We start from the raw sequence: 20,091 nt of genomic DNA on the forward strand, positions 1-20,091 counted from the left end.
ACTGTAACTGGTTTTAGCCATTTCTTTTTCCTCCTTTATCTAACCTGAACAATTAGATTATATCAGGAAAAAGAAATGGAAGCTCAAAGCCTTGTCAGCCACCAGCATAGCTGGTGGTTTTCTTGTTTTTCTCTACGAGAAAAACTGGCTCGAAGCCATAACAGAAAACTTCGCTCATCTGGGCGAAGTTTTTTGATTTATGATTTCCACAAAACGATGGGTAAATTGAGCAGTCATTCCCCAGATATTTTCGGGTAGATTTTCATAAAAGGGAACGGAGCGTTTGTGATGACTGAAAGGATAGTTAACCCCACCTCTCAAACGTTCGAAAGGAAAGTCACAATCTGGGACAATCTGTGAATCCAGTTGATAATAGACAGGGGCCGTTTTTTGCAAGGTTTCTAGTGGAACTGTAAAGAATCGAGCCACTTCATCATTGGGTTGAAGGGTCTTCCAGTCCAGTTGAAGTCGTCCAACAAAACAACGAATCGTCGAGCGCCCGAAAACGAGATAATCAATTTCACCTAGCAATTCAACTTGTTCAGCTTGAATATCCAATTCTTCGATAACCTCACGAATGGCAGCTTCTTCTGCTGTCTCGCCTTCATCAATTCCACCACCTGGGAAGGAGACTTCTCCTGGTTGAGAAATGGACTCGCTCCGAATCTCATACAAGACCTGCCACTGATTGTCTGACCAGACTAAGGGCAAGAAGACTGCATAAGAACGTTTTTCACCCAATGGCTGGGGCTGATAGTCTTTCAATAATGCCTGCAATTGATCAGTCATGGCAACTCCCTACTAACTAGTGATTTGTGTTTATTTTAACGAATTTTGTGGCATCTGGCAAGAACTTTGTCTAGATAAAAAAACTGAGAAGTTTCCTTCCCAGTTCCTCATCTTATTTTCCTTTTAACATGCCCATAATGCCACGAGTCACCACGCGCCCAACTTCCCGTCCGACCTGGCTCATCAGGTTCTTGGTAAAGCGGTCCATCATGGAATCTGTTTTGCGACTGGCTGGCTGACTGGCTCTTTGAGCTGCTTTTGCTGCTTCTTTCTGGGCTTTTTCTTCCATTTTTGCAGCTTCCTTAGCTTCTTTTTCTGCCTGTTTTTCCGCCTCGGCCTGCTCTGCTTTTTTGATGAGTTCGGCTTCTTTGGCCTCTGTCATGGCTAAAATCTGCTCGTGGGCTGATTCACGGTTGACCGCGTCAGCATATTTTTCCATCAAAGGAGAGTTGTTGATGACAGACAAGAGGGCGCTCGGCTCGACCGTTCCAAGCATACTCTTCGGTGGATAAATCAAGACCCGATCCGCAAAGCTTGGTGTGCCGTCTGCTTGAAGGGTAGACACAACAGCTCCCCCCACCTGCAACTCCTGAATGACCTTAGCCAAATCCTCCCCACCTTCTTGACGGAAGGTTTCGGCAACAGTCGCAACTGTTTTGAGCTCTTTTGGTGTAAAGGCGCGAAGACCGTGTTGGATGCGATTTCCCAGCTGGGCTGCCACGCTATCAGGAATATCCGTCGGATTCTGCGTTACAAAGAAGACACCTACACCTTTTGAACGAATCAAACGAACAATTAATTCAATCTTTTCAAGAAGAACTTTTGGAGCATCTTTGAAGAGAACATGAGCCTCGTCAAAGAAGAAGACCATCTTAGGCTTGTCCAAATCACCCACCTCAGGCAGCACTTCATAGAGTTCTGACAAAAGGCTGAGCAGGACTGTCGAATAAAGAGTTGGTTGATTGAACAGCTCAGTAGCTTGAAGAACGTTAATAACACCACGGCCATCTTCTGCTGTACGCATCAAATCAGCAATGTCAAGGCTTGGCTCACCGAAGAAAATCTTACCACCTTGTTGCTCCAAAACGACCAGACTACGTAAGATAGCACCAACCGAACGAGCTGGAATATTTCCATAATATTGGCTCAGCTCTGCTGCATTTTCAGCCACAAAATTGAGCATGGCCCGCAGGTCCATCAGGTCAATCAAGAGAAGGCCACGCTCATCTGCCACGCTGAAAACGATATTCAAGATGGACTCCTGAGTATCATTCAAGCCCAGCAAGCGCGTCAATAAGACAGGCCCCAGCTCTGAAATAGTCATGCGGACAGGAGTCCCATTTTCCCCCAAGACATCCCACAACTCAACTGGATAACCGACTGGGCTATAGTCAAGATAGTGAGTCTTCTCCAAGCGACTAGGATCAATCTCCTTGGTATTGGCCGCAACCAAACTATTCAAATCACCCTTGATGTCCGATAGAAAGACCGGGATTCCCACATCACTTAACTGCTCCGCCAAGACCTTCAAGGTCACGGTCTTCCCTGTACCTGTTGCACCTGCGATGATTCCATGACGATTGAGTCGCTTGAGCTGCATCTCCGCTCGACTGCTTCCATAGCCAAAAGCAATAACATCTGACATATTCTAGCCTCTTTTCCGATTTTTTCTAGCTTTATTGTAGCATAGTTTTTGGAAAAATAGCAGAGCAGACAACTTTACATTGGATATACCAAGAGAAAAAGAAAAACCCGACGAATCGGGTTCTCTATATTATAGATACAAGAATTTGAATAGTGCAACAGCGGCAATTGATGCGATAATTGGAGCACATACACCAACCCAAGCATACCACCATTTAGAATCAGCCTTGTTTTCACCTAGGACTGATTTTGGCAAGAGATGGTGAACGATACGTGGACCAAGGTCACGTGCTGGGTTAAGACCAGGACCTGTTGGACCACCAAGAGCCGCAACAAGTGCCATAACTAGGAAACCAATACCTAAGTGAGCAACTGCAATTGAACCTGAAGTATATGGAGCAGTCATTGTCTCAGCGACTGTTTTATCATAGCCTTGTTCAATCAATTTACCAACCAACTCTGAACCAAAGAAATGTTTGGTCAAAGCAAGGGCACCGAAGAACAATACAAATGAACCAACGAACTCATTCAAGAAACCATTAGTTGTCGCAGCTTTACGGCTTTCTTTCGTTCCGTTATCAAGCGCACTGATAGTTGAGAATGAACCAAGAATATGGTTAGAATTTTCAGTTTTCAAGAAGTAAGGTTTGTAAACTGCTACAACCACTAACTGACCAAACATTGCGCCTAACAATTGGGCAACAATGTATTGAGCAACGTGAGCCCAAGGGAAGAGACCTGAAACAGCCAAACCAAGTGTGAAGGCTGGGTTGATATGGTTACCAGAAACGTTACCAAACATCAATGCTGGCATCATAACTGCCAAACCATAGCCAATCGCAATGAGAATCCAACCAGAGTTGTTTCCTTTTGTGCCTTTTAAATCAACGTTTGCAACTGTACCATTACCAATGATAATAAGGAGTGCAGTCGCTAAAAATTCAGTGATATATTTCACTGTCCATGTAACATCCATATTTTTCTTATATTTCCTTTCAAAAGTTAAATTTTTTTTGGACAACAACCATTTTATCAAGTATAATAAACAAAGTAAAGCCATTCGACAAAAAGAAAACGTTTACCCTATAAAAGTAGTAGATAAAGTGAGGAGATTAGGATGGGAGCTACCCAAGATACACTACTATATACAATTGAAAAAAGCATTAAGAAAAAAGCAGATTTGTTTGAACACAGCTTTTCTGCCTACGCTGTTCGATCGATGTTAGCCAGCCTCTATCTAGGTTTGGGGATTGTCATTTCTCTTTATACCGCAGATAAACTAAATCACGTTGCAGAAGGTCTTGGGAAGTTTAGTTATGGGTTGATGTTTGGTTGGGGGCTACTCATGATTTTATATATGAATGCCGAACTTGGAACATCCAACATGATGTATATGACAGTAGCCAGCCATCGAAAAACGATTCCTACTAAAACAGCCCTCAAGATGTTGGCAACCTGTATCCTTTTCAACTTTGTTGGTGCTGTCCTTGTCTGTTACTTGGTCTCACTGACTCTACCTTATCAGCACGTTGATGCTCACAGCTACCTATTTGAAGCAACGGTGGCCAAGCTTTCAAAGACACCTTTGACTCAATTTATTGAAGGAATTTTTGCTAATATTGTTGTGAATATCGGCGTATTTACCTTCTTACGCATCAAAGATGATGCCGGACGTCTCATTTCCGTTATTTTCATCATCTTTATCTTTGCTTTCTTGGGATATGAGCACGTCATCGCAAACTTCTCCCTTTTCTCATTGGCCTTTTTTGCAAATGGTGGACCAGTTGAGGGAATGACTCTATTAAGTGTACTAAGCAATTTCCTCTTTTCTGGACTAGGAAACTACGTGGGTGGCGGTCTCTTTATCGGACTTCTTTATAGTTGGTTGAATAATCAATCCAAACTTTATGTAGACTAAAAAAAACTACGGTTGGAATTCCTACCGTAGTTTTTTTATTGTAAGATAATCTGCGCAACTATAGGACTAATCACCACATACATGATACCTGTAATCCCAATAGCTAAGCCAGCCATCGCCCCTTGCGTATGCCCATATTTTATCGCTGTACCCGTTCCAATGGCATGCCCTGTTCCTCCCAAAGCAAGACCAACAGCTACCGGGTCTTCAATTTTTAGTAACTTTAAAAAGACCGGACCAAGAACACTTGTCAGAATTCCTGTTGCAACAACGACTACAAGAGTAACAGTTGCTATTCCTTGCATTTTATCAGTAATACCAACAGCCATAGCAGTGGTAACTGATTTTGGAAAAAGAGAGATTGCAAGAAAAAAATCCATTCCAAACCATTTTGCAATTAGGGCAGTAAAGACAGTATTGACAATACAGGCAACAAAAATTCCCAATAAAATACTTCGAATGTGATGTTTCATTAGATGGAAAGAACGATACAAAGGAATACCCAGAGCTACTGTTGAAGGCACAATAAGCATATTTAGATAGGACCCTCCTGCATAATATTCCTTATAGGAGATACCTGTCATTTTTAAAAAGACAATAATCAATCCTGTAGCTACCAACAGTGGGGTTGTGATTGGATGAGGAAATCTCCGATAAATCAGCATTCCAATTAAATATGCTGCAATTGATAACATAATACCAAAAATAGGATTGGAAAAAAGTTCAGTCATGCATTCCCTCCGTATCAATGTAGTCACCTTCAAACTTTCGCTTCACAAATTGAACAACAAAACCAATTACTAAGATATTTAAAAAAATGGCGCCTAAAATGACGATGATAATAGGAAGTAAATAATCTTTAATTGCATCAAATCTCTCCATAATGCCCACCGCTGCAGGCAAAAAAAGAATGGTCATATTAGCCAGCAAAAAATTTCCAACCGTATGAATGTGGCGAAGACGAATTAATTTGAACTCTAGGGCTAAAAATAGGAGGATTAAGCCAATGATACTTCCCGGGATAGGAAGATGAAAAATAGTCGAAATAGCTTCCCCTAAAAATGAAAATACTAGAATAATCATAAACTGAACATATAGTTTCATCTTTACACCACCTTAAATACTACTAATCCATCTGAGGTCATTCTCTTTTAGTCCAGAAAATCCCTTAATGTTAGTACTGTTATTAAGTTTACTACTCTGAAAATATTTTTCAAGGCTATAAAACGTTTACACATTAAAAATTTATCTTAAGCTATTTTATTTATTTTGCACATAATCACTTGACAATTTATTTTTGTAGGTGTATATTTAACATATAACAAATTTTGATATATACAACTGAATACTATATATCAAAACCGAACCTAACTAACAACAAAGGAAAGGAGCGTCCTATGCATTTTCCAGTCCCCGCAGTGCTGACAGAATTTCTCATCATGGCTATTTTGGAATCCGATGATTCTTATGGCTATGAAATCTGTCAGACCATTAAATTAATTGCCAACATCAAGGAGTCCGCCCTCTATCCCATCCTAAAACGATTGGAGCAAAATGACTTTTTGACTACTTATTCCCAAGAATATCAGGGTCGTATGCGCAAGTATTATAGCCTAACTCAGTTAGGTCACGAAGAATTGGTCCGACTCAAAGATGACTGGGATACCTATACAAACACGATAAACGGCATCATAGAAGGGAGCGTCCGCCATGACAAGAACTGAATACATGGAGCAGTTAGAAAAATATCTCAAAAAACTGCCCCACAAAGAATACTTTGAAGCCATCAGCTTCTTTAATGAGTATTTTGACGAGGCTGGACCAGAGCGTGAAACAGAAATTATAGAAGAACTTGGTTCACCAAAAGAAGCTGCCAGCGAACTCATCAACAACATGCTCAACAAGCAAATCCAAGAAGAGAAGGATCAACAAGAACCTATTCAACTCAACTGGAAACTCTGGGTTGGTCTGGGAGCCTTAAGTATGACAGGTCTCTTCTCTTTCTTCCTACTCTTTATCATGGGAGAGTTTATCGGAGTCATTCCTCTGTTTGCAACTCTTATCCTCGGCGCCTTTTTCCTCGGTCGCTACTTCCGTAATTTTAGCCAAACAAAACGAACGCTCTGGTTGGGTATCCTAGCTGTCATTTCCCTGCCTATCGCCATTCCACTTTTGCTCATTCTCCTAGCTAGTCTATTGGGATTGGTGGCGCTCATCTTGGCCCTCATTGTCGGTGCCTTTGTTCTGGGTGTCGGACTTCTCACCAGCGGTGGCTATCTGATTTGGGAAGCCTTTAGCCTTATGTCAGAAGGTTTCAATATCTTCCTCATGGGGTTTGGCTCAGGTTTGTCTTTGATTGGCGGAGCTATTCTCATCTACATCTTGACTGGATTTTTTGCCTACTGGTCTTGGCGACTGGTCAAGGCTTGCTTCAAATGGATCTTGAAACGAGGTAAACGAGCATGAAAAAGAAACTAACCATCGCCATTATTATCGGCTTTGTCAGCCTGATTGCAGGCTTAATTCTAGCTGGCATTGGATTTTTCACTGGGGGCGTAACCCGTTTGGAAGAGGTTGCTGCTCCGACGGAAGTCCATAAGACCTTCACAGATTTGAATACCATTAAAATTGACTTTATCCCCCACAGCGTCTATATCAAGGAGTCTAGCGATAGCAACTACCATGTGACCTATGCCAACTCCGACAACAATATCCAAAACCCTCTAAAACTCAGTGAGAAAGACGGCGTCTTAACCCTCTCTGCACAGGAACTAAAATTTGCCATTGAGGGAATCATGCAGTATCTGGGAGAAAGGTTGGCCCAACGTCGCATCAATGTCTTCTCAGTCACCATTGAAGTGCCTAAAGGGAAGACTCTGAAAAAGCTTACAGGATATAGTTCCTATTTATATAATTATGGAGGCTTTTCCATTGAGAATGCCCATATACAAGAGGTTGACCTATCCGCTGGTATCTTCCTTGATAATGCACAAATTGACAGCGGTAAAATCACAGCTGGTTACTTTGAAGCTGTGAATTCTGCACTCAGAAATACCTCTATATCTGCAAATGAATCTTCAGTCAATTTAATCGAAACCAGTTTGGAAAATGTTACAATTAAAAACTACCAAGAACTGAATGCAGATCAATTGACTCTCCTAGGAAAAAACGTCCTCACTCCTTCCGAATACAGCCTATCTGTTACAAATATAAACCTAACAGATAAGAGCTTACAAGACATCAATCTGAATATCAGTACACAGCTGGACATCAAAACACTTGCGGAACACTTAGGCTACCACTATGAAACCCTCGAAGAACTAAAGCAAGCTGTTGGTGATATGAGTTACTTCAACGAACAAGCTGAAAACGTTGGTATTTTCACTAAAGATAAGTATCAAACATTATCAATCAAAAAAGAGGAGGATAAACAAACCTTAACTTTGGAGAAAAAAGAGAGCAATAATAGCCTGACCATTACTTCAACTAACGCAACCATTAATTTACGAACACCAACACCAAAATAACTACATCAACCAAAAACCAACTGTTCACATGGAGCAGTTGGTTTTATTATTATTCATCTTTTTGATTATAAATCAAGAGACCTAGTCCCATAAAGCCTACTAAGAAGAGGCTCAGCATCCAAACTTGATGACTACTATTTCCAACCATAGAAATGGTTTGACGAAGGCCTGAAACAGAATAGGTCATTGGAAGATAGGGCTGAATGACTTGGAAGAAGCGTGGGCTGAGTTCGATTGGGTAGGTACCTGCGCTTGATCCAAGCTGTAGTAACAAGAGAATTAAACTTGCGAAGGAGCCGAAACGATTGTTCCAACCCACCAAGGCTGTAACGAGAGCCATGAAGGTCCAAGAGGCTAAGAGGATTAAGCCCAAGGTTGCCATAGGATGAGCTGGATCGATTCCAATCAAGCGAAGAACACCGTACAGAATCAATGCTGCTAGGCTGGCAATGATCCCATTGAGGATTAGTTTCCCTTTGGCCCAGTCCCAACGATTCTTGTAGGAGCGATTATCAATGTGTTTGACAAAAATAACATTCGCTGATAAGGCTGCAACCATTAGTGCGACAGATACCATATAAGGAGCCATTCCGACACCGTTGGTTTTCACATCATCTTGATCACTGTGTTCCAAGGTGACTGGCTGAGAAACTGCTTGTGCATTTTTGTCTTCTACAGAGATGACTGATAGTTGTTGACTGGCTGAGCTGAGTGAATTCGTTAGGGTTTCACTACCTGTACGAAGACTGGAAATACCGCTTGTCAAGGTTTGACCGCCACTAGCTAATTGATCCGCACCAGCAATTAATTGCTGACTACCAGATGCCAGTTGTCCTGAACCACTGACAAGTTGACTGGAGTTGGATGCCAAGGTTGCCAATCCTGATGTTAACTGGCTACCTCCAGATTGGATACTACTGTTGTTAGCAACCAACTGGGCTCCACCTGTTGCTAGTTGGGCAACACCTGCTGTATATGCTGTCACCCCTGACATGAGTTGACTCGCTCCATTTGATAATTGCGTTTGAAGTTGACTCACACCACTCGTCAAGGTTTGAGTTCCTGGTAGAACTTGCCGGTTCAAAGCGGTGTTGACCTGACTCAAGCCACTTGATAGGTTTTCAATGGCTGTTGTGGCGCCTGGCAATGCTTGATTGGCAGCCATGTTGATCTGACCGACAGCTGATTGTAGCTGGCTCATTTGTGTTGCCATTCCAGAAAGACTTTGTAGGCTAAATAAGGCTTGACTGAGTTGAGACAATTGACCCAAAATCGTTTGGGCTGCTGTCGCTGTTGTCGAAGGCGAGTTTTGGAGGGCTCCAACCAATTCAGCTTGCTGAGCAGCTGTCAAGTTTTGATAGGTAGCCGTTGCTTGCAAGGCTGCAATGCTGGCTGTTTTATCAGCTTGAGCTGCAGTCAACAATCCTTGAGCTTGAGCCCCCATCTCTGTCAAGAGGCTAGATAGAGTAGAGGTATCTACTGCAACTCCTCCGATACTTGATAGGCTATCATTTAATTGATTGATGGCTGCTTGCAACTGAGGAAGCCCAGTCAATAAGGCCTGTATTTGACTAGACTGTTCAGCAGACAAACTAGTTGAACTAGCGAGTTGCTCCAAGCCTGCCTGCAATTGATTGGCTCCCGTTACCAGTTGTTCAACCTGGCTTGCTCCTGATTGCAATTGTCCCACCCCAGCGATGAGCTGAGAGGAATTGGCATTTAATTGCTCCGCACCTGAAGCAAGACTCGCCACCCCATTTGTGTAGGTCGTTAAGCCACTGGACAGTGTTTGACTGCCTGTCGCAGCCTGATTGACTCCATCTGTATAAGATACAAGACCGGTGGCCAATTGATTTGCTCCTGTCACCAGTGATTGACCTGATGAAGATAAGGTAGATAAGCCTGATGATAGAGTCTGACTTCCGGTTTCTAATTGACTAGCTCCATTTGTTAATTGTTGACTTCCATCTGCTGCCTCAACCATACCCGCTTGAATCTCTCCCATGCTATCAAAAACGGCAGTTGTGTATGTTTCGGTAATCGTCTCTGAAACAGATTCCTTTAATTTCTCCATAGCTGATTCGCCCATCTTAGAAGCGACAAAGCTGTGCCCCTTAGAGGTTTGGTAAGAAATTGTTAGTGGCTCAGGCTGATCCGTCAAGAGACTGGATGCTTTTTCTGATAAATCTTCTGGTAGGGTGATGACCATATAATAGTCCCCTTCTTCCAAACCTTTTTCCGCATCCGTTTCTGATACAAAGTGGAAATCCAGACTCTTGCTCTCTTTCATATTATCCACCATATCATCACCAATGGTGAGGGTTTTATCTTGAAAGCTCGCCGACTGGTCTTGATTGACAACTGCTACAGGCAACTGGTCTAGTCGGCCGTAAGGATCCCACATAGAGGTTAGGAAACTAATGTTATATAAGGCTGGGACACAGGCAATACCAATAATGGTAACCAAAGTCATTGGCTTTTTTAAAATATTCTTCACTTTTCGTAACATAAGCAACTCCTTTAGACATACTGTCCAAAAACTGATAAAATACATTATACAAGTATCATTTTCAAAATCAAGTCAGAAGAATTGTTTTTGGACATTGTGTCCAAAAATGTTCAAAAGGAGAAATTATGGGAACAGATAATCGGAAAGAACGAACTCGACAGGCTATTTTAGAAGCTATGGTAACCTGTCTGGAATCACAAGGTTTTAATGACATTACAACCACCCACCTAGCCCAGACTGCTGGTATCAGTCGTTCCAGTTTTTATACCCACTATAAGGATAAGTACGAATTAATCGACTCCTACCAACAAGGACTTTTTCACAAATTAGAGGCTATATTTGACCGTTATGATGGCAATCGCCAATCATCATTTTTAGAAATTTTCGAGTTGCTCTATCGTGAAAAATTGCTTTCCGCCCTACTGACCCATAACGGAACTCAAGAAATCCAAAATTTTCTTATCAATAAAGTCCGACTTCTTGTTGCCAATGATTTAGCGGAACGCTTAGGAAAAGAGAATTTATCACAACTGGAAAAAGAATACAGCAGCATCTATTTTTCACATGCCTTCTTCGGTATCATGCAGGTATGGATTAAAAATGGTAAGCAAGAATCTCCTCAATATATGACCGATTTTCTAATAAAAATGTTACCTTAAATGTGATTTTTTACCCCCACTTTTTGGGGAATATGTTATAATATCCTTATCTTACGCAAACGTTTTCAAAAAGGAGATTATGATATGATTCAGGCAGAACATCTTTCAAAAACCTATTCAATCATTGATAAGGAAGTCGGTCTCAAGGGTTCGATAAAAGCCTTTTTCAAGCCAAAGAAAAAGTCAATCCCTGCTGTTCAAGACATTTCCTTGCAGGTAGAAAAAGGCGAAATCATCGGCTATATCGGCTCTAACGGTTCTGGTAAATCCACCACCATCAAAATGCTTACCGGAGTCCTCTTCCCAGACCAAGGACAGGTTCGTATCAACGGACTCAATCCGCAAGAAAATCGCAAGGCTGTCAATAAACAAATCGGAGTTCTCTTTGGGCAAAAATCCCATTTGGATTGGAACTTGCCTGTCCAGGAATCTTTTATCCTTCACGCAAAAATTTATGATGTTCCAGATAAGGTATTCAAAGAGCGATTGGCTGTCTTGATTGACCTATTGGACTTGGCTGATATTATGAAGCAACCAATCCGTAATCTGTCACTCGGTCAACGGGTTCGCTGTGAATTTGCGGCTATCTTTATCCACCAGCCTGCCGTCGTTTTTTTGGACGAGCCAACCATTGGTTTGGATGCCAGCGTTAAGGAGACCATTCGCTCCTTCATCCGCTATATGAATCAAGAATACCAGACCACTTTCTTGATTACTTCCCATGATATGAAGGACATTGAAAGCCTCTGTGAGCGGATTTTTATCATTGATAAGGGCAAAAAAGTCTACGATGGTTCACTGACCGTCCTCAAAGAACGCTTTTCCACAGTCAAGACCATTCTCTTCTCCACAGAAAAACCAATTGAACAGGACTTACAATTGGAAGGCTTGGAATTTGTTCGTAAAGATGATTTTCACTTTGAAATCCACTACCAAAGCAAGGTCTGGACTAGTGCCCAGGTGATTGAGCAAGTTTTCAATCATTATTCAATTGAGGATGTCACCATGAAGGAATTGGAAATTGAAACCATGGTCCGCCAAATTTATGAGGAGGGTATCCATGCGTAAATATCTCTACATGACCCGCCTGACCATGATGAATGCCATGCAGTACAAGGCTTTCTTTCTAGCGACTTTCGTTTCACTGGCAGTGAAGATCTTGGTGGCTCTCTATGTCTGGAAAACTATTTTCTTTACTCAACCAGAAGTCAATGGCTTTACCCTTCAAACCTTTACTACATATATCATCTTTGCTAATCTACTAGCCAGTTTAAATTCTTTCTCACTCGGAGAAGATTTATCCTACAGCATTTTAAAAGGAAGTATTGCTGGTGAATTTCTCAGACCCTATTCCTTTATCCTAGCCCTCTTTTTCAAAGACCTTGGAAACAAGTTCTTGGAACTGATAAAATTTGCCATCGTATTTATCGGTATTCTACTTGTTCATCAAGATTTCTACCTGCCTGACGGCCAGACCATTTTGCTCTTTCTGGTCAGTTCGATTTTAGGGATGTTTATCGTTCAATTACTGGATATGGCTTTTGGCTTCTTAGCATTTTTTACGGTCAATGCCTGGGGAGTCATGCTCCTACGGATGGGGCTTTTCAATCTAGCCTCTGGGGCGCTTTTGCCACTCAGCTTCTATCCACAGGCTGTGGAAAACTTTTTGAAACTCCTTCCCTATAATTATGCGGTTAACGTTCCGGTTTCCATTTTATTGGGACAGGAAAGCGATCTAAGAGCTTTGGGATTGCAAGTTATATGGATACCCATTCTAGCCTGCTTCATCGCCGCTCTTTGGTCCCAAGCCAAGCGTCGTATTGTCATTTTTGGAGGTTAACATGAAAAAATATATCAGCCTCTATCTATATAACATCAAGGTCTACATGATGGCCCAGATGTCCTTTCGGGTGGACTTCTTCATCGGGCTTTTCTCCTCTTTGATTGAACAAATTGTCTACTTGATTTTCCTCAATATTCTCTTTGGAAATATCAAGGAAATCGCTGGTTTCAACTACGGTCAAATGCTTTTTATCTATGGAATAGCGACCGTCGGACGCTCCATTCACTTGATTTTCTTTGACAATCTCTGGATGTTTGGCAGTCGCTACATCCGACAAGGCGAATTTGAACGCCTCCTCCTCATGCCTGTCAATCCTCTTTTTCAGCTTATCTGTGAACGAATCCAGCCACAAGGAATCGGAACAACACTTATCGGTTCCCTTGCACTGGCCCAAGCTTCCAAGGAACTGGGTATGGAATGGAGTCTTGGAAAACTAGCCCTACTAATCTTTATTGCCATTTGTATCGGCCTACTCTATGCAGCTATTCAGCTCGGTCCAACTGCTCTAGCATTTTGGATTGTAGAATCATTCCCTTTGACTATGGGAATTTTCGCCCTCAATCAGATGGCTCAATACCCACTCAATATCTATCCAAAAATCATTCAAATCCTGCTGATTTTTGTTTTCCCTTATGCTTTTACAGCCTATTTCCCAGCCCTCTACTTCTTAGACTTGTCTATGTGGGGACTGGCTCTGCCACTAGTTGTCCTGGTCCTATTTACCATCAATTACAAACTCTTCCGCCATGGTATGACCAAGTTCACCAGTGTTGGAAATTAAAAAAGCTAGAATTCTCTGGATTGAGAACACTAGCTTTTTTCTATATACTTATAAAATATGTTCTTCAATTACCTGAAGTACGCCTGCTTCCAAATGGCTTGGAGCCATGTATTTGGCAACCGCCTTGACCTTGTCTGTCGCATTTTCCATGGCATAGGAATGCCCAGCATAGGACAATAACTCAATATCATTGTCTGAATCACCGAAGGCCATCACCTGTTCAGGTTCGATATCCAAGCTGGTCAAAACCTGTTCCAAGCCCCATGCCTTATGAATCCCTTCTGGCAATATATCAATGGAGCCATAGCCACTAGTCACTGCAACCAGCTGACCTTGAAAAGCCTGGTTAAACTCTTCCGTTATCGATTCTACACGTGCTTCAGGAACCCAGAGACCAACCTTATAAATAGGTTCAAAATTAGGATAGGCACTGAGGTCGTCTAAATAGGTCACACGATTTTGGAAGGCAGCCATTTGGGCTGGTTCTATTGGCAAATCCGTCCCTGCAAATGGCATACCTGCCCCAGCCTGCATATAAATGTTTTCTTCATTCGACAACATCAAACATATATCCGCCCAACGTCCTTTGAAAAAATGCAGTATTGCTTCGACTTCTTCTTGCTGAATAGCCCGACGAATGAGTGTTTTTCCCTGATGATAGATATGGGCACCATTATCAGCCACAAAAATCAGTCGATTTTCAAATCCTTGGCATAATTGTAGCAATCGCCCAATTCCATTGCCACTAGCGATAACAAAAGGAATCCTTTTCTGATCTAGTTGATCCAAGGCCCGTGAAAATCGCTCTCTATCAAAACTCCCCTGGCCATCTAAAAAGGTCCCATCCATGTCTGTTGCAATTAATCGAACTGTCATCTTCTCTCTCCTCACCATACCAAATTGACAAAGTCTTTCATTTCTTGATAGGCTGTATCCACACGCGCCTGCGTATCTAGATCCAATTGTCCATAATACTGACCGCCTTCTACCCAATCTTGCAAGATATAGGTTTGATACGCAAATTGTTCATAACCTTCTGACGAATACGTCCCCTTGGACAAGCGATTGACCCAGGTCGGATGAGCTTGGGCTGTCTGGATGCTGGTCTCCCCATTCTCTTTCTGAATGGTAATATCCATCAAAACACCCCGTTCTGTCCACTGGGCATTGGGTGTGTCTTCCATGCTTTCGATACGCTGGTTTGACAGGAAATTCCCCATCGAATAGATAATCAATTTTCTCTGACCATCTTTTTCAATAATCTCTGCGGGCTCGACTACATGCGGATGCCCACCAAGAACGATGTCTGCTCCCCAATCAACCATTTGATGGTACAAACTGGTTTGTTCCTCCGTTGGCTCCAACTGATATTCCACACCCGTCTGAGGCATGACGATGGTAATATCTGCCTCTTTCTCGGCTCGTTTAATCTCAGCCTGCATCTTTTCAATATTAAAATCGGATAAATAGGCATCATACTCTTCTTGACTCAGCAAAGCCTCCATCCCATTGAAACCGTAAGCATAGGCTAAAACAGCTATACGGATACCATTGACTTCCCGAATGTAGAGTGGTGCAGTTGCCCGATTACCTTCGGCGTAGACACCGACTGTATCCACACCTGCATCTCTAAATGTATTGACAGTGGAAACCAATCCAGAAAGATGTGAGTCCAAGATGTGATTGTGAGCCAAATCTACCAAATCGTAGCCTGCATCATGGATATTGTTGGCGACAATGGCAGGCGCATTAAAAAGTGGGTAACCTGCTAATTCGACATCTGGGGAAATGGTCCCTTCAAAGTCTGCGATAGCGAAATCAGCCTGTTCTATCCAGGGCTTTACGTAGGTAAAATTCTCAGAAAAATCGTAACTTCCATCTGGCTGTTCTGCTCCTCGAAGAATAGGCAAGTGATAGAGTAAATCTCCGTGGGCCATGATGCGAACAGAATTATCTGAGTGCATTGATTCTGATACCTGATTCAGCCTAGGAACTCGGTGCTCGCTTACAATAATAATCGCCAAGATAATAGTCGCTAAGCCACAAATAAAAAACAAATGCATCTTTGTCCGATAGGACGCATATCGTTTTCTGCGAATAGAGTTCGCCCTTTTCTCCATACCTTTACCCTCATACTCCCTACTTAAGAACCTTTATTCAAAATACAGTCGGTAGTCTCTCAAAAAACTATTTCTTCCATAAAAGTACATCACTTATAAATAGAGGTTCTAATATTAGTATACGACATTTTTGCTAAAAAATCTAAATAAAATCAGAATTCCATCTCAAAAATATATGTTTCCGACTATGTATTCCATTCCTCAAACGATTATCAGACCGATCTTCACAGACCATTTAAAAAGAGCTAACATTATCCCTTCCTAACTCCCTAAAAGACTATCTGGGAGAACGGTACAATGTTAGCTTCTTTTTATGTCTTCAACAGATGATCTCAATCATCTAAGTGCTGTAGCTTGCCACGAAAATCCTCAATGGTTTCGTAGCCTTTTTCAGCCATGATGGCCTGCAATTCAGCCGTAATGCGCTCAAAGGCTGCCAGCCCCTCTTTTTGCAGGGTTGTTCCAACTTGAACCATGCTGGCACCACAGAGAATGTGTTCGAAGGCATCTCGACCTGTCAAGACACCACCAGTCCCAACAATCTGAATCTCCGGTTTCAAGCGCTGGTAAAAAGCGTGGACATTGGCAAGAGCAGTCGGCTTGATATACTCTCCACCGATACCACCAAAACCATTTTTAGGCTTGATGACAACTGACTCATCCTTGATGTAGAGACCATTTCCAATCGAATTGACACAGTTGACAAAGCTGAGCGGAAATTGGTTAAAAATCGCCGCTGCTTGGTCAAAATGCACAATATCGAAATAAGGTGGCAACTTAATACCGAGTGGTTTGGTAAAGTAAGTGAAGACCTCCTGCAAGATGGTTTCTGTCGTTTCAAAATCATAGGCAATCTGCGGTTTTCCAGGGACATTGGGACAAGAAAGATTTAACTCTGTCAGCCCCTTAAAATCACTGGCTTCTACAGTTCTCAAAATCTCATGAGTCTCATCAGGCGACATTCCAACTAAAGATAAAACAAATGTGCGTTCTGGCTCCGTTTCCTGCAATTCTAGTAGATAATCCAAATAGTAAGCCAAGCCCTGATTTGGCAAGCCCATCGAATTGATAGAACCAAGCGGAACATTCTGATAACGTGGTTCTGGATTACCCGCGCGGTAGTCCAAGGTTGCTGTTTTTGTCACAAAAGTACCCGCCTTCGAGTTCTTAACCGCATCCAATTCTTCCTTGGTCATGCACCAAACCCCTGCCGCATTCATCAAACAATTATCAAAGGTAAATCCACCGAGTGTCGTTGCTGTTGAAACCATCTTTCCTCCTATTTTTCGCTCGATAGATGCCAACCATTATCAACCAGCCATAAAAAAACTGACGGCTTTCCTAGTTGGCATAACAAAGAGCGTCTTTTTTATTTGTTTCATTATAGCATAGCTTCTCTCGAGTTGAGGCAAATCGCTGTCAATGTTCGTATTTTAAAAAGAGAGTCCAAATAGAACTCTCTCTAGGTTATTAATTTCTACGTCTACGCTGGTTAGCAAGAGCTAATGTTCCTAGCAAGGCCAAACCTGTCAGTTCTAACATTGACTCAACAGAACCTGTTGCAGGTAGAGTCTTAGTTTGGGTTGCAGTTACCTTGCTACTTGTTTGAGAAACTTCTGGTTTTGACAATGGTTTAGGAGTCGCTACAGGAGCCTGCTTCAATTCTTTAGCTTCCGCCGCTTTTTGCAAAGCTAACTGTGCTTCATAAGCAAGTCTCATGCTCTTATATTTTGCTAGAGCAGTTTCAAAATCTGTCTGCGCTGCTTGTTTGGCTTCCAAGGCTGCATCACGTTGTGCAAGAGCTTCTGCTGCCGCTACTTTCGCTTCCTCAAGCAACTGCTGAGCTAGACGATAGTTCTCTTGTGCATTGAGTAAGCTTGCAAGATAAGCTTCTGCTGCTTTCAGATCTGCGACTGTTTTGGCAAGGTTAGCCTCTGCAAGTTTCAAAGCTGCTTCTTTCGTTGCAGTTACTTCCTGTAAAGCGGATAGGCTTGCCTGTGCTTCTGATAAAGCATTTTTTGCAGTCGTCTGTGCTGCTTGAGCGACTGATAAATCTTGTTTTGCAACACTTGCTGCTTGTTCTTTATCAGCAAGTGTCTGCTCAGCAGTAGTTAAGTCTTGTTTTGCAGTGGCTGCTTTTTCTTTTGCATCCGTAAGAGTAGCTTGAGCCTTATCAAGTTCTGCTTGAGCTTTCGTTACTTTAGACTCAACAGATAATAATTGGTTATAAGTTGTTTGACGATTTGCAACGGTAGCTTTCGCAGTCTCTACACTTGTCTGTGCCGCTTGACGTGCTGTCTTAGCTTTCGCAAGTTCGGCCTCTTGCTTCGCTAAATTCGCTTTAGCTTGCTCAACTGCATCGCGTGCTTTTTGAATATCAACTATTTTGACTTTGATCGTTTCTTTCTTGCCATTTGGGAAGGTTACGTACACGCTTGTTTCGCCTTCTGAGATACCTGTAAGCACGCCTGATTCTGAAACTACAGCAATGTTCTCGTCTGCAGATTCCCAAGTTAGTCCTGAATAAACAGATACGACACGGGAATAGTCATCGTAAGGGGCAAAAACTGCTGAAACATTCAGCACTATATTCTGATTGACATCTGATATTATTTCAGGCGTTAGCAATTCGTAATCAAATAAATAATCTTCTTTGGCTTCTAAAATCTGTACGGCATCACCGTATAAACCAACCGCTTCTTCTGAGGTATCCCCTACAGTAAAGTGTTGTGCCACACCTGTCCAACCATCATTGCCAGCTGACAAGAAAGCTGATAGGGCTGTATGGGTGTAATTCGGGTTGATTAGTGATACATAGTGACCTACTACCGCATCCGGAGTCTGGTTCACAAAATCTTCTTTTTCTGCGTAGAACTGCTCAATAGCCGTCAACATTGCATCACCTGATCGACCAAAATTCCAAGCCAAATTCTCAGAACGTACGGCTACAATTTCAGGATTATCAGTATCTACAGTAAAGACGCTCTTATCTGTCCAACGAATGTGACCCAAGGTATACTCTGCCTCTGCAGCACGAATTTGAGTTGTATACTCTAAAGTAGTTGACCACTTAAGAGGTACATAACGATCTACAAGGCCCTCATCAAAAGCTTCCTTACGAATTTCATTAATTCTAGCTAAGATAGCTGCTTGATCAGGTTCGTAGAAGGTGCCTGACACACCCACCATAGCATTTCCTTCAGACGGCTCTTCAACCTCTGCTCCGAAGAATTCTAGCGGAGTTAATTCTGTTCCATCTGAAACCAAACTAGCTAGATATGCTTCTGCTGCTGCAACTGCCGCTTGGGCTTCTTTAACACTTGATTCAGCCGTAGTCACCGCAGCTACTTTTGTAGCCAAATCAGCCTCAGCAGCGGCCTGTGCTTGTTTGGCTTGAGCTAAGTTCTCCTTGGCTACCGCCAATTGTTGAGCTGTTTCCTTATCAGCTTGTTCAGCCGTTTGCAAAGCGGCTTGGGCTGCCTGAACTGCTTGCTCGGCAGTTGCAACTTGGTTGGTAGTTGTCGCTACATTTGCCTCTGCTGTTGCAAGAGCGGCTTGGGCTTCGGCAACTTGGTTAGTTGCTGCAGTAGCCGTAGCTTGTGCGGCAGATAATGTAGAATTAGCTTTTTCATAGGCTGTCTGTGCTTGAGCCACCTTCTCAGCTGGAACCTTTTCAGCCTTCTTAGCCTCAGCCAGTTCCTTTTCAGCAAGAGTTTGAGCTGTTTCTTGACTGGCAGCTGTTTCTTTTAACTCTTCTATAGTAGTCTGAGTCTTTTCGATTTCTGCCTCCGTAGCCTTCGCTACAAGCTCTTCAGCTTTTGCTAGATTATCAGTCGCATCCACAACACCTTGAACAGCGTCAGCAGCAACTTGTTCCTTAGCCGTAGCAGTATTTGAAGCAGCTTGGGCAACTTGCTCAGCTTCTGTCACAGCTGCCTGTGCACTTGCAAGCTCTTGCTCACTAACAACCTTTACTGGTGCAGCTTGTTCTTCTGAGACAGTAGGAACAATAGTATCGGCACTGACTTGGTTTGCTTGAAAACCAACTGTCCCAACAGCTAAAACACCTGTAGCAAGCGTTACTGGAATAGCAACAGATTTCTTTTTCATATATATTACCCCTATATTTTACTTACAACTTTTATATTATACTATCATTCCTCATTTGTCAATGTTTGTATGTAAAGAAAGTCTACTTTTTGTCTACTCGAAACTTGCTCAGAAAGTTTAGAAAAATTATCATTTTTTTCTTTACATTTAAAAATCATGGTGCTATAATAATTATCAGATAAATTAAATTG

Annotated in this window: 18 protein-coding genes; 8 read left to right on the forward strand and 10 right to left on the reverse strand. The window is 42.3% G+C overall.

The genetic code is table 11. The annotated features are described in order from the left end of the window. Nucleotides 1-174: 174 nt before the first annotated feature. From ODU46_RS07080 to gla, 3 genes are all read right to left on the reverse strand, one after another. Entirely contained in the window at nucleotides 175-789 is a 615-nt protein-coding gene (locus tag ODU46_RS07080; protein WP_336372562.1) for a CoA pyrophosphatase, read from the reverse strand. Nucleotides 790-901: 112 nt separating this feature from the next. After that, a complete protein-coding gene (locus tag ODU46_RS07085) occupies nucleotides 902-2,434 on the reverse strand; it encodes a helicase HerA-like domain-containing protein (protein WP_336372563.1) in 1,533 nt (510 codons plus the stop codon). A gap of 129 nt (nucleotides 2,435-2,563) precedes the next feature. After that, nucleotides 2,564-3,409: an aquaglyceroporin Gla gene (gla, locus tag ODU46_RS07090; RefSeq protein ID WP_114866169.1), complete on the reverse strand. Its 846-nt coding sequence runs from the start codon at nucleotides 3,407-3,409 to the stop codon at nucleotides 2,564-2,566. 141 nt (nucleotides 3,410-3,550) lie between these two features. Here gla and ODU46_RS07095 point away from each other — a divergent pair, with 141 nt between their 5' ends. Further along, the gene (locus ODU46_RS07095; protein WP_205027391.1) at nucleotides 3,551-4,351 is read left to right on the forward strand and encodes a formate/nitrite transporter family protein; all 801 of its coding nucleotides are present in this window, start codon (nucleotides 3,551-3,553) and stop codon (nucleotides 4,349-4,351) included. 35 nt (nucleotides 4,352-4,386) lie between these two features. Here ODU46_RS07095 and ODU46_RS07100 read toward each other — a convergent pair whose 3' ends face one another. Beyond that, nucleotides 4,387-5,082 (reverse strand): LrgB family protein, encoded by a 696-nt coding sequence (locus ODU46_RS07100; protein WP_002937552.1) that lies wholly within the window; start codon nucleotides 5,080-5,082, stop codon nucleotides 4,387-4,389. Beyond that, nucleotides 5,075-5,455 (reverse strand): CidA/LrgA family protein, encoded by a 381-nt coding sequence (locus tag ODU46_RS07105; RefSeq protein WP_114866167.1) that lies wholly within the window; start codon nucleotides 5,453-5,455, stop codon nucleotides 5,075-5,077. Before ODU46_RS07105 ends, ODU46_RS07100 begins: the two co-directional genes overlap by 8 nt. A gap of 293 nt (nucleotides 5,456-5,748) precedes the next feature. Between ODU46_RS07105 and ODU46_RS07110 the strand changes: the two genes are divergently transcribed. Genes ODU46_RS07110 through ODU46_RS07120 form a run of 3 tightly spaced genes read left to right on the forward strand, consistent with a single transcriptional unit; the run spans nucleotide 5,749 to nucleotide 7,878 of the window. After that, nucleotides 5,749-6,075 carry a PadR family transcriptional regulator gene (locus ODU46_RS07110; RefSeq protein ID WP_002937550.1) on the forward strand — a complete coding sequence of 109 codons (327 nt, stop codon included), beginning with the start codon at nucleotides 5,749-5,751 and terminating at the stop codon, nucleotides 6,073-6,075. Continuing rightward, the gene (locus tag ODU46_RS07115; RefSeq protein WP_398579438.1) at nucleotides 6,062-6,817 is read left to right on the forward strand and encodes a DUF1700 domain-containing protein; all 756 of its coding nucleotides are present in this window, start codon (nucleotides 6,062-6,064) and stop codon (nucleotides 6,815-6,817) included. The genes ODU46_RS07110 and ODU46_RS07115 overlap by 14 nt, the downstream gene beginning before the upstream one ends. Beyond that, the gene (locus ODU46_RS07120) at nucleotides 6,814-7,878 is read left to right on the forward strand and encodes a DUF4097 family beta strand repeat-containing protein (RefSeq protein ID WP_105136654.1); all 1,065 of its coding nucleotides are present in this window, start codon (nucleotides 6,814-6,816) and stop codon (nucleotides 7,876-7,878) included. Before ODU46_RS07115 ends, ODU46_RS07120 begins: the two co-directional genes overlap by 4 nt. 49 nt (nucleotides 7,879-7,927) lie before the next feature. Here the strand turns inward: ODU46_RS07120 and ODU46_RS07125 are convergent, their stop codons facing one another. Beyond that, complete coding sequence (locus ODU46_RS07125; protein ID WP_398579439.1) at nucleotides 7,928-10,387, reverse strand: YhgE/Pip family protein; 2,460 nt, start codon at nucleotides 10,385-10,387, stop codon at nucleotides 7,928-7,930. Nucleotides 10,388-10,512: 125 nt separating this feature from the next. On the opposite strand from ODU46_RS07125, the gene ODU46_RS07130 reads away from it, so the two are divergent. The 4 genes from ODU46_RS07130 to ODU46_RS07145 all read left to right on the forward strand — a co-directional run bounded on the left by ODU46_RS07130 (nucleotide 10,513) and on the right by ODU46_RS07145 (nucleotide 13,670). Continuing rightward, nucleotides 10,513-11,046, forward strand: a complete 534-nt coding sequence (locus ODU46_RS07130) for a TetR/AcrR family transcriptional regulator (protein ID WP_015646379.1) — start codon at nucleotides 10,513-10,515, stop codon at nucleotides 11,044-11,046. 84 nt (nucleotides 11,047-11,130) lie between these two features. Beyond that, complete coding sequence (locus tag ODU46_RS07135; protein WP_024402007.1) at nucleotides 11,131-12,114, forward strand: ATP-binding cassette domain-containing protein; 984 nt, start codon at nucleotides 11,131-11,133, stop codon at nucleotides 12,112-12,114. Then, nucleotides 12,107-12,886 carry an ABC transporter permease gene (locus ODU46_RS07140; protein WP_398579440.1) on the forward strand — a complete coding sequence of 260 codons (780 nt, stop codon included), beginning with the start codon at nucleotides 12,107-12,109 and terminating at the stop codon, nucleotides 12,884-12,886. Before ODU46_RS07135 ends, ODU46_RS07140 begins: the two co-directional genes overlap by 8 nt. 1 nt (nucleotide 12,887) lies before the next feature. Then, complete coding sequence (locus ODU46_RS07145; RefSeq protein ID WP_024384750.1) at nucleotides 12,888-13,670, forward strand: ABC transporter permease; 783 nt, start codon at nucleotides 12,888-12,890, stop codon at nucleotides 13,668-13,670. 48 nt (nucleotides 13,671-13,718) lie between these two features. On the opposite strand, the gene ODU46_RS07150 is transcribed toward ODU46_RS07145, so the two are convergent. The 4 genes from ODU46_RS07150 to ODU46_RS07165 form a co-directional block, all read right to left on the reverse strand. Next, nucleotides 13,719-14,546 carry a Cof-type HAD-IIB family hydrolase gene (locus ODU46_RS07150; RefSeq protein ID WP_398579441.1) on the reverse strand — a complete coding sequence of 276 codons (828 nt, stop codon included), beginning with the start codon at nucleotides 14,544-14,546 and terminating at the stop codon, nucleotides 13,719-13,721. Nucleotides 14,547-14,557: 11 nt separating this feature from the next. Further along, nucleotides 14,558-15,790, reverse strand: a complete 1,233-nt coding sequence (locus ODU46_RS07155) for a CapA family protein (protein ID WP_398579442.1) — start codon at nucleotides 15,788-15,790, stop codon at nucleotides 14,558-14,560. Between the two features lie 332 nt (nucleotides 15,791-16,122). After that, nucleotides 16,123-17,061, reverse strand: a complete 939-nt coding sequence (locus tag ODU46_RS07160; protein ID WP_205028777.1) for a dihydroorotate oxidase — start codon at nucleotides 17,059-17,061, stop codon at nucleotides 16,123-16,125. 199 nt (nucleotides 17,062-17,260) lie between these two features. Beyond that, nucleotides 17,261-19,900 (reverse strand): LPXTG cell wall anchor domain-containing protein, encoded by a 2,640-nt coding sequence (locus tag ODU46_RS07165; protein ID WP_395326680.1) that lies wholly within the window; start codon nucleotides 19,898-19,900, stop codon nucleotides 17,261-17,263. Nucleotides 19,901-20,091 lie beyond the last annotated feature (191 nt).

It is taken from the genome of Streptococcus sp. 2020WUSS089, assembly GCF_044427405.1.
GTDB lineage: Bacteria > Bacillota > Bacilli > Lactobacillales > Streptococcaceae > Streptococcus > Streptococcus hashimotonensis.

Excerpts from the sequence above, each read along its gene's own strand:
- ODU46_RS07080 (WP_336372562.1), bottom strand. The coding sequence starts at position 789 with ATGACTGATCAATTGCAGGCATTATTGAAAGACTATCAGCCCCAGCCA.
- ODU46_RS07085 (WP_336372563.1), bottom strand. The coding sequence starts at position 2,434 with ATGTCAGATGTTATTGCTTTTGGCTATGGAAGCAGTCGAGCGGAGATG.
- gla (WP_114866169.1), bottom strand. The coding sequence starts at position 3,409 with ATGGATGTTACATGGACAGTGAAATATATCACTGAATTTTTAGCGACT.
- ODU46_RS07095 (WP_205027391.1), top strand. The coding sequence starts at position 3,551 with ATGGGAGCTACCCAAGATACACTACTATATACAATTGAAAAAAGCATT.
- ODU46_RS07100 (WP_002937552.1), bottom strand. The coding sequence starts at position 5,082 with ATGACTGAACTTTTTTCCAATCCTATTTTTGGTATTATGTTATCAATT.
- ODU46_RS07105 (WP_114866167.1), bottom strand. The coding sequence starts at position 5,455 with ATGAAACTATATGTTCAGTTTATGATTATTCTAGTATTTTCATTTTTA.
- ODU46_RS07110 (WP_002937550.1), top strand. The coding sequence starts at position 5,749 with ATGCATTTTCCAGTCCCCGCAGTGCTGACAGAATTTCTCATCATGGCT.
- ODU46_RS07115 (WP_398579438.1), top strand. The coding sequence starts at position 6,062 with ATGACAAGAACTGAATACATGGAGCAGTTAGAAAAATATCTCAAAAAA.
- ODU46_RS07120 (WP_105136654.1), top strand. The coding sequence starts at position 6,814 with ATGAAAAAGAAACTAACCATCGCCATTATTATCGGCTTTGTCAGCCTG.
- ODU46_RS07125 (WP_398579439.1), bottom strand. The coding sequence starts at position 10,387 with ATGTTACGAAAAGTGAAGAATATTTTAAAAAAGCCAATGACTTTGGTT.
- ODU46_RS07130 (WP_015646379.1), top strand. The coding sequence starts at position 10,513 with ATGGGAACAGATAATCGGAAAGAACGAACTCGACAGGCTATTTTAGAA.
- ODU46_RS07135 (WP_024402007.1), top strand. The coding sequence starts at position 11,131 with ATGATTCAGGCAGAACATCTTTCAAAAACCTATTCAATCATTGATAAG.
- ODU46_RS07140 (WP_398579440.1), top strand. The coding sequence starts at position 12,107 with ATGCGTAAATATCTCTACATGACCCGCCTGACCATGATGAATGCCATG.
- ODU46_RS07145 (WP_024384750.1), top strand. The coding sequence starts at position 12,888 with ATGAAAAAATATATCAGCCTCTATCTATATAACATCAAGGTCTACATG.
- ODU46_RS07150 (WP_398579441.1), bottom strand. The coding sequence starts at position 14,546 with ATGACAGTTCGATTAATTGCAACAGACATGGATGGGACCTTTTTAGAT.
- ODU46_RS07155 (WP_398579442.1), bottom strand. The coding sequence starts at position 15,790 with ATGGAGAAAAGGGCGAACTCTATTCGCAGAAAACGATATGCGTCCTAT.
- ODU46_RS07160 (WP_205028777.1), bottom strand. The coding sequence starts at position 17,061 with ATGGTTTCAACAGCAACGACACTCGGTGGATTTACCTTTGATAATTGT.
- ODU46_RS07165 (WP_395326680.1), bottom strand. The coding sequence starts at position 19,900 with ATGAAAAAGAAATCTGTTGCTATTCCAGTAACGCTTGCTACAGGTGTT.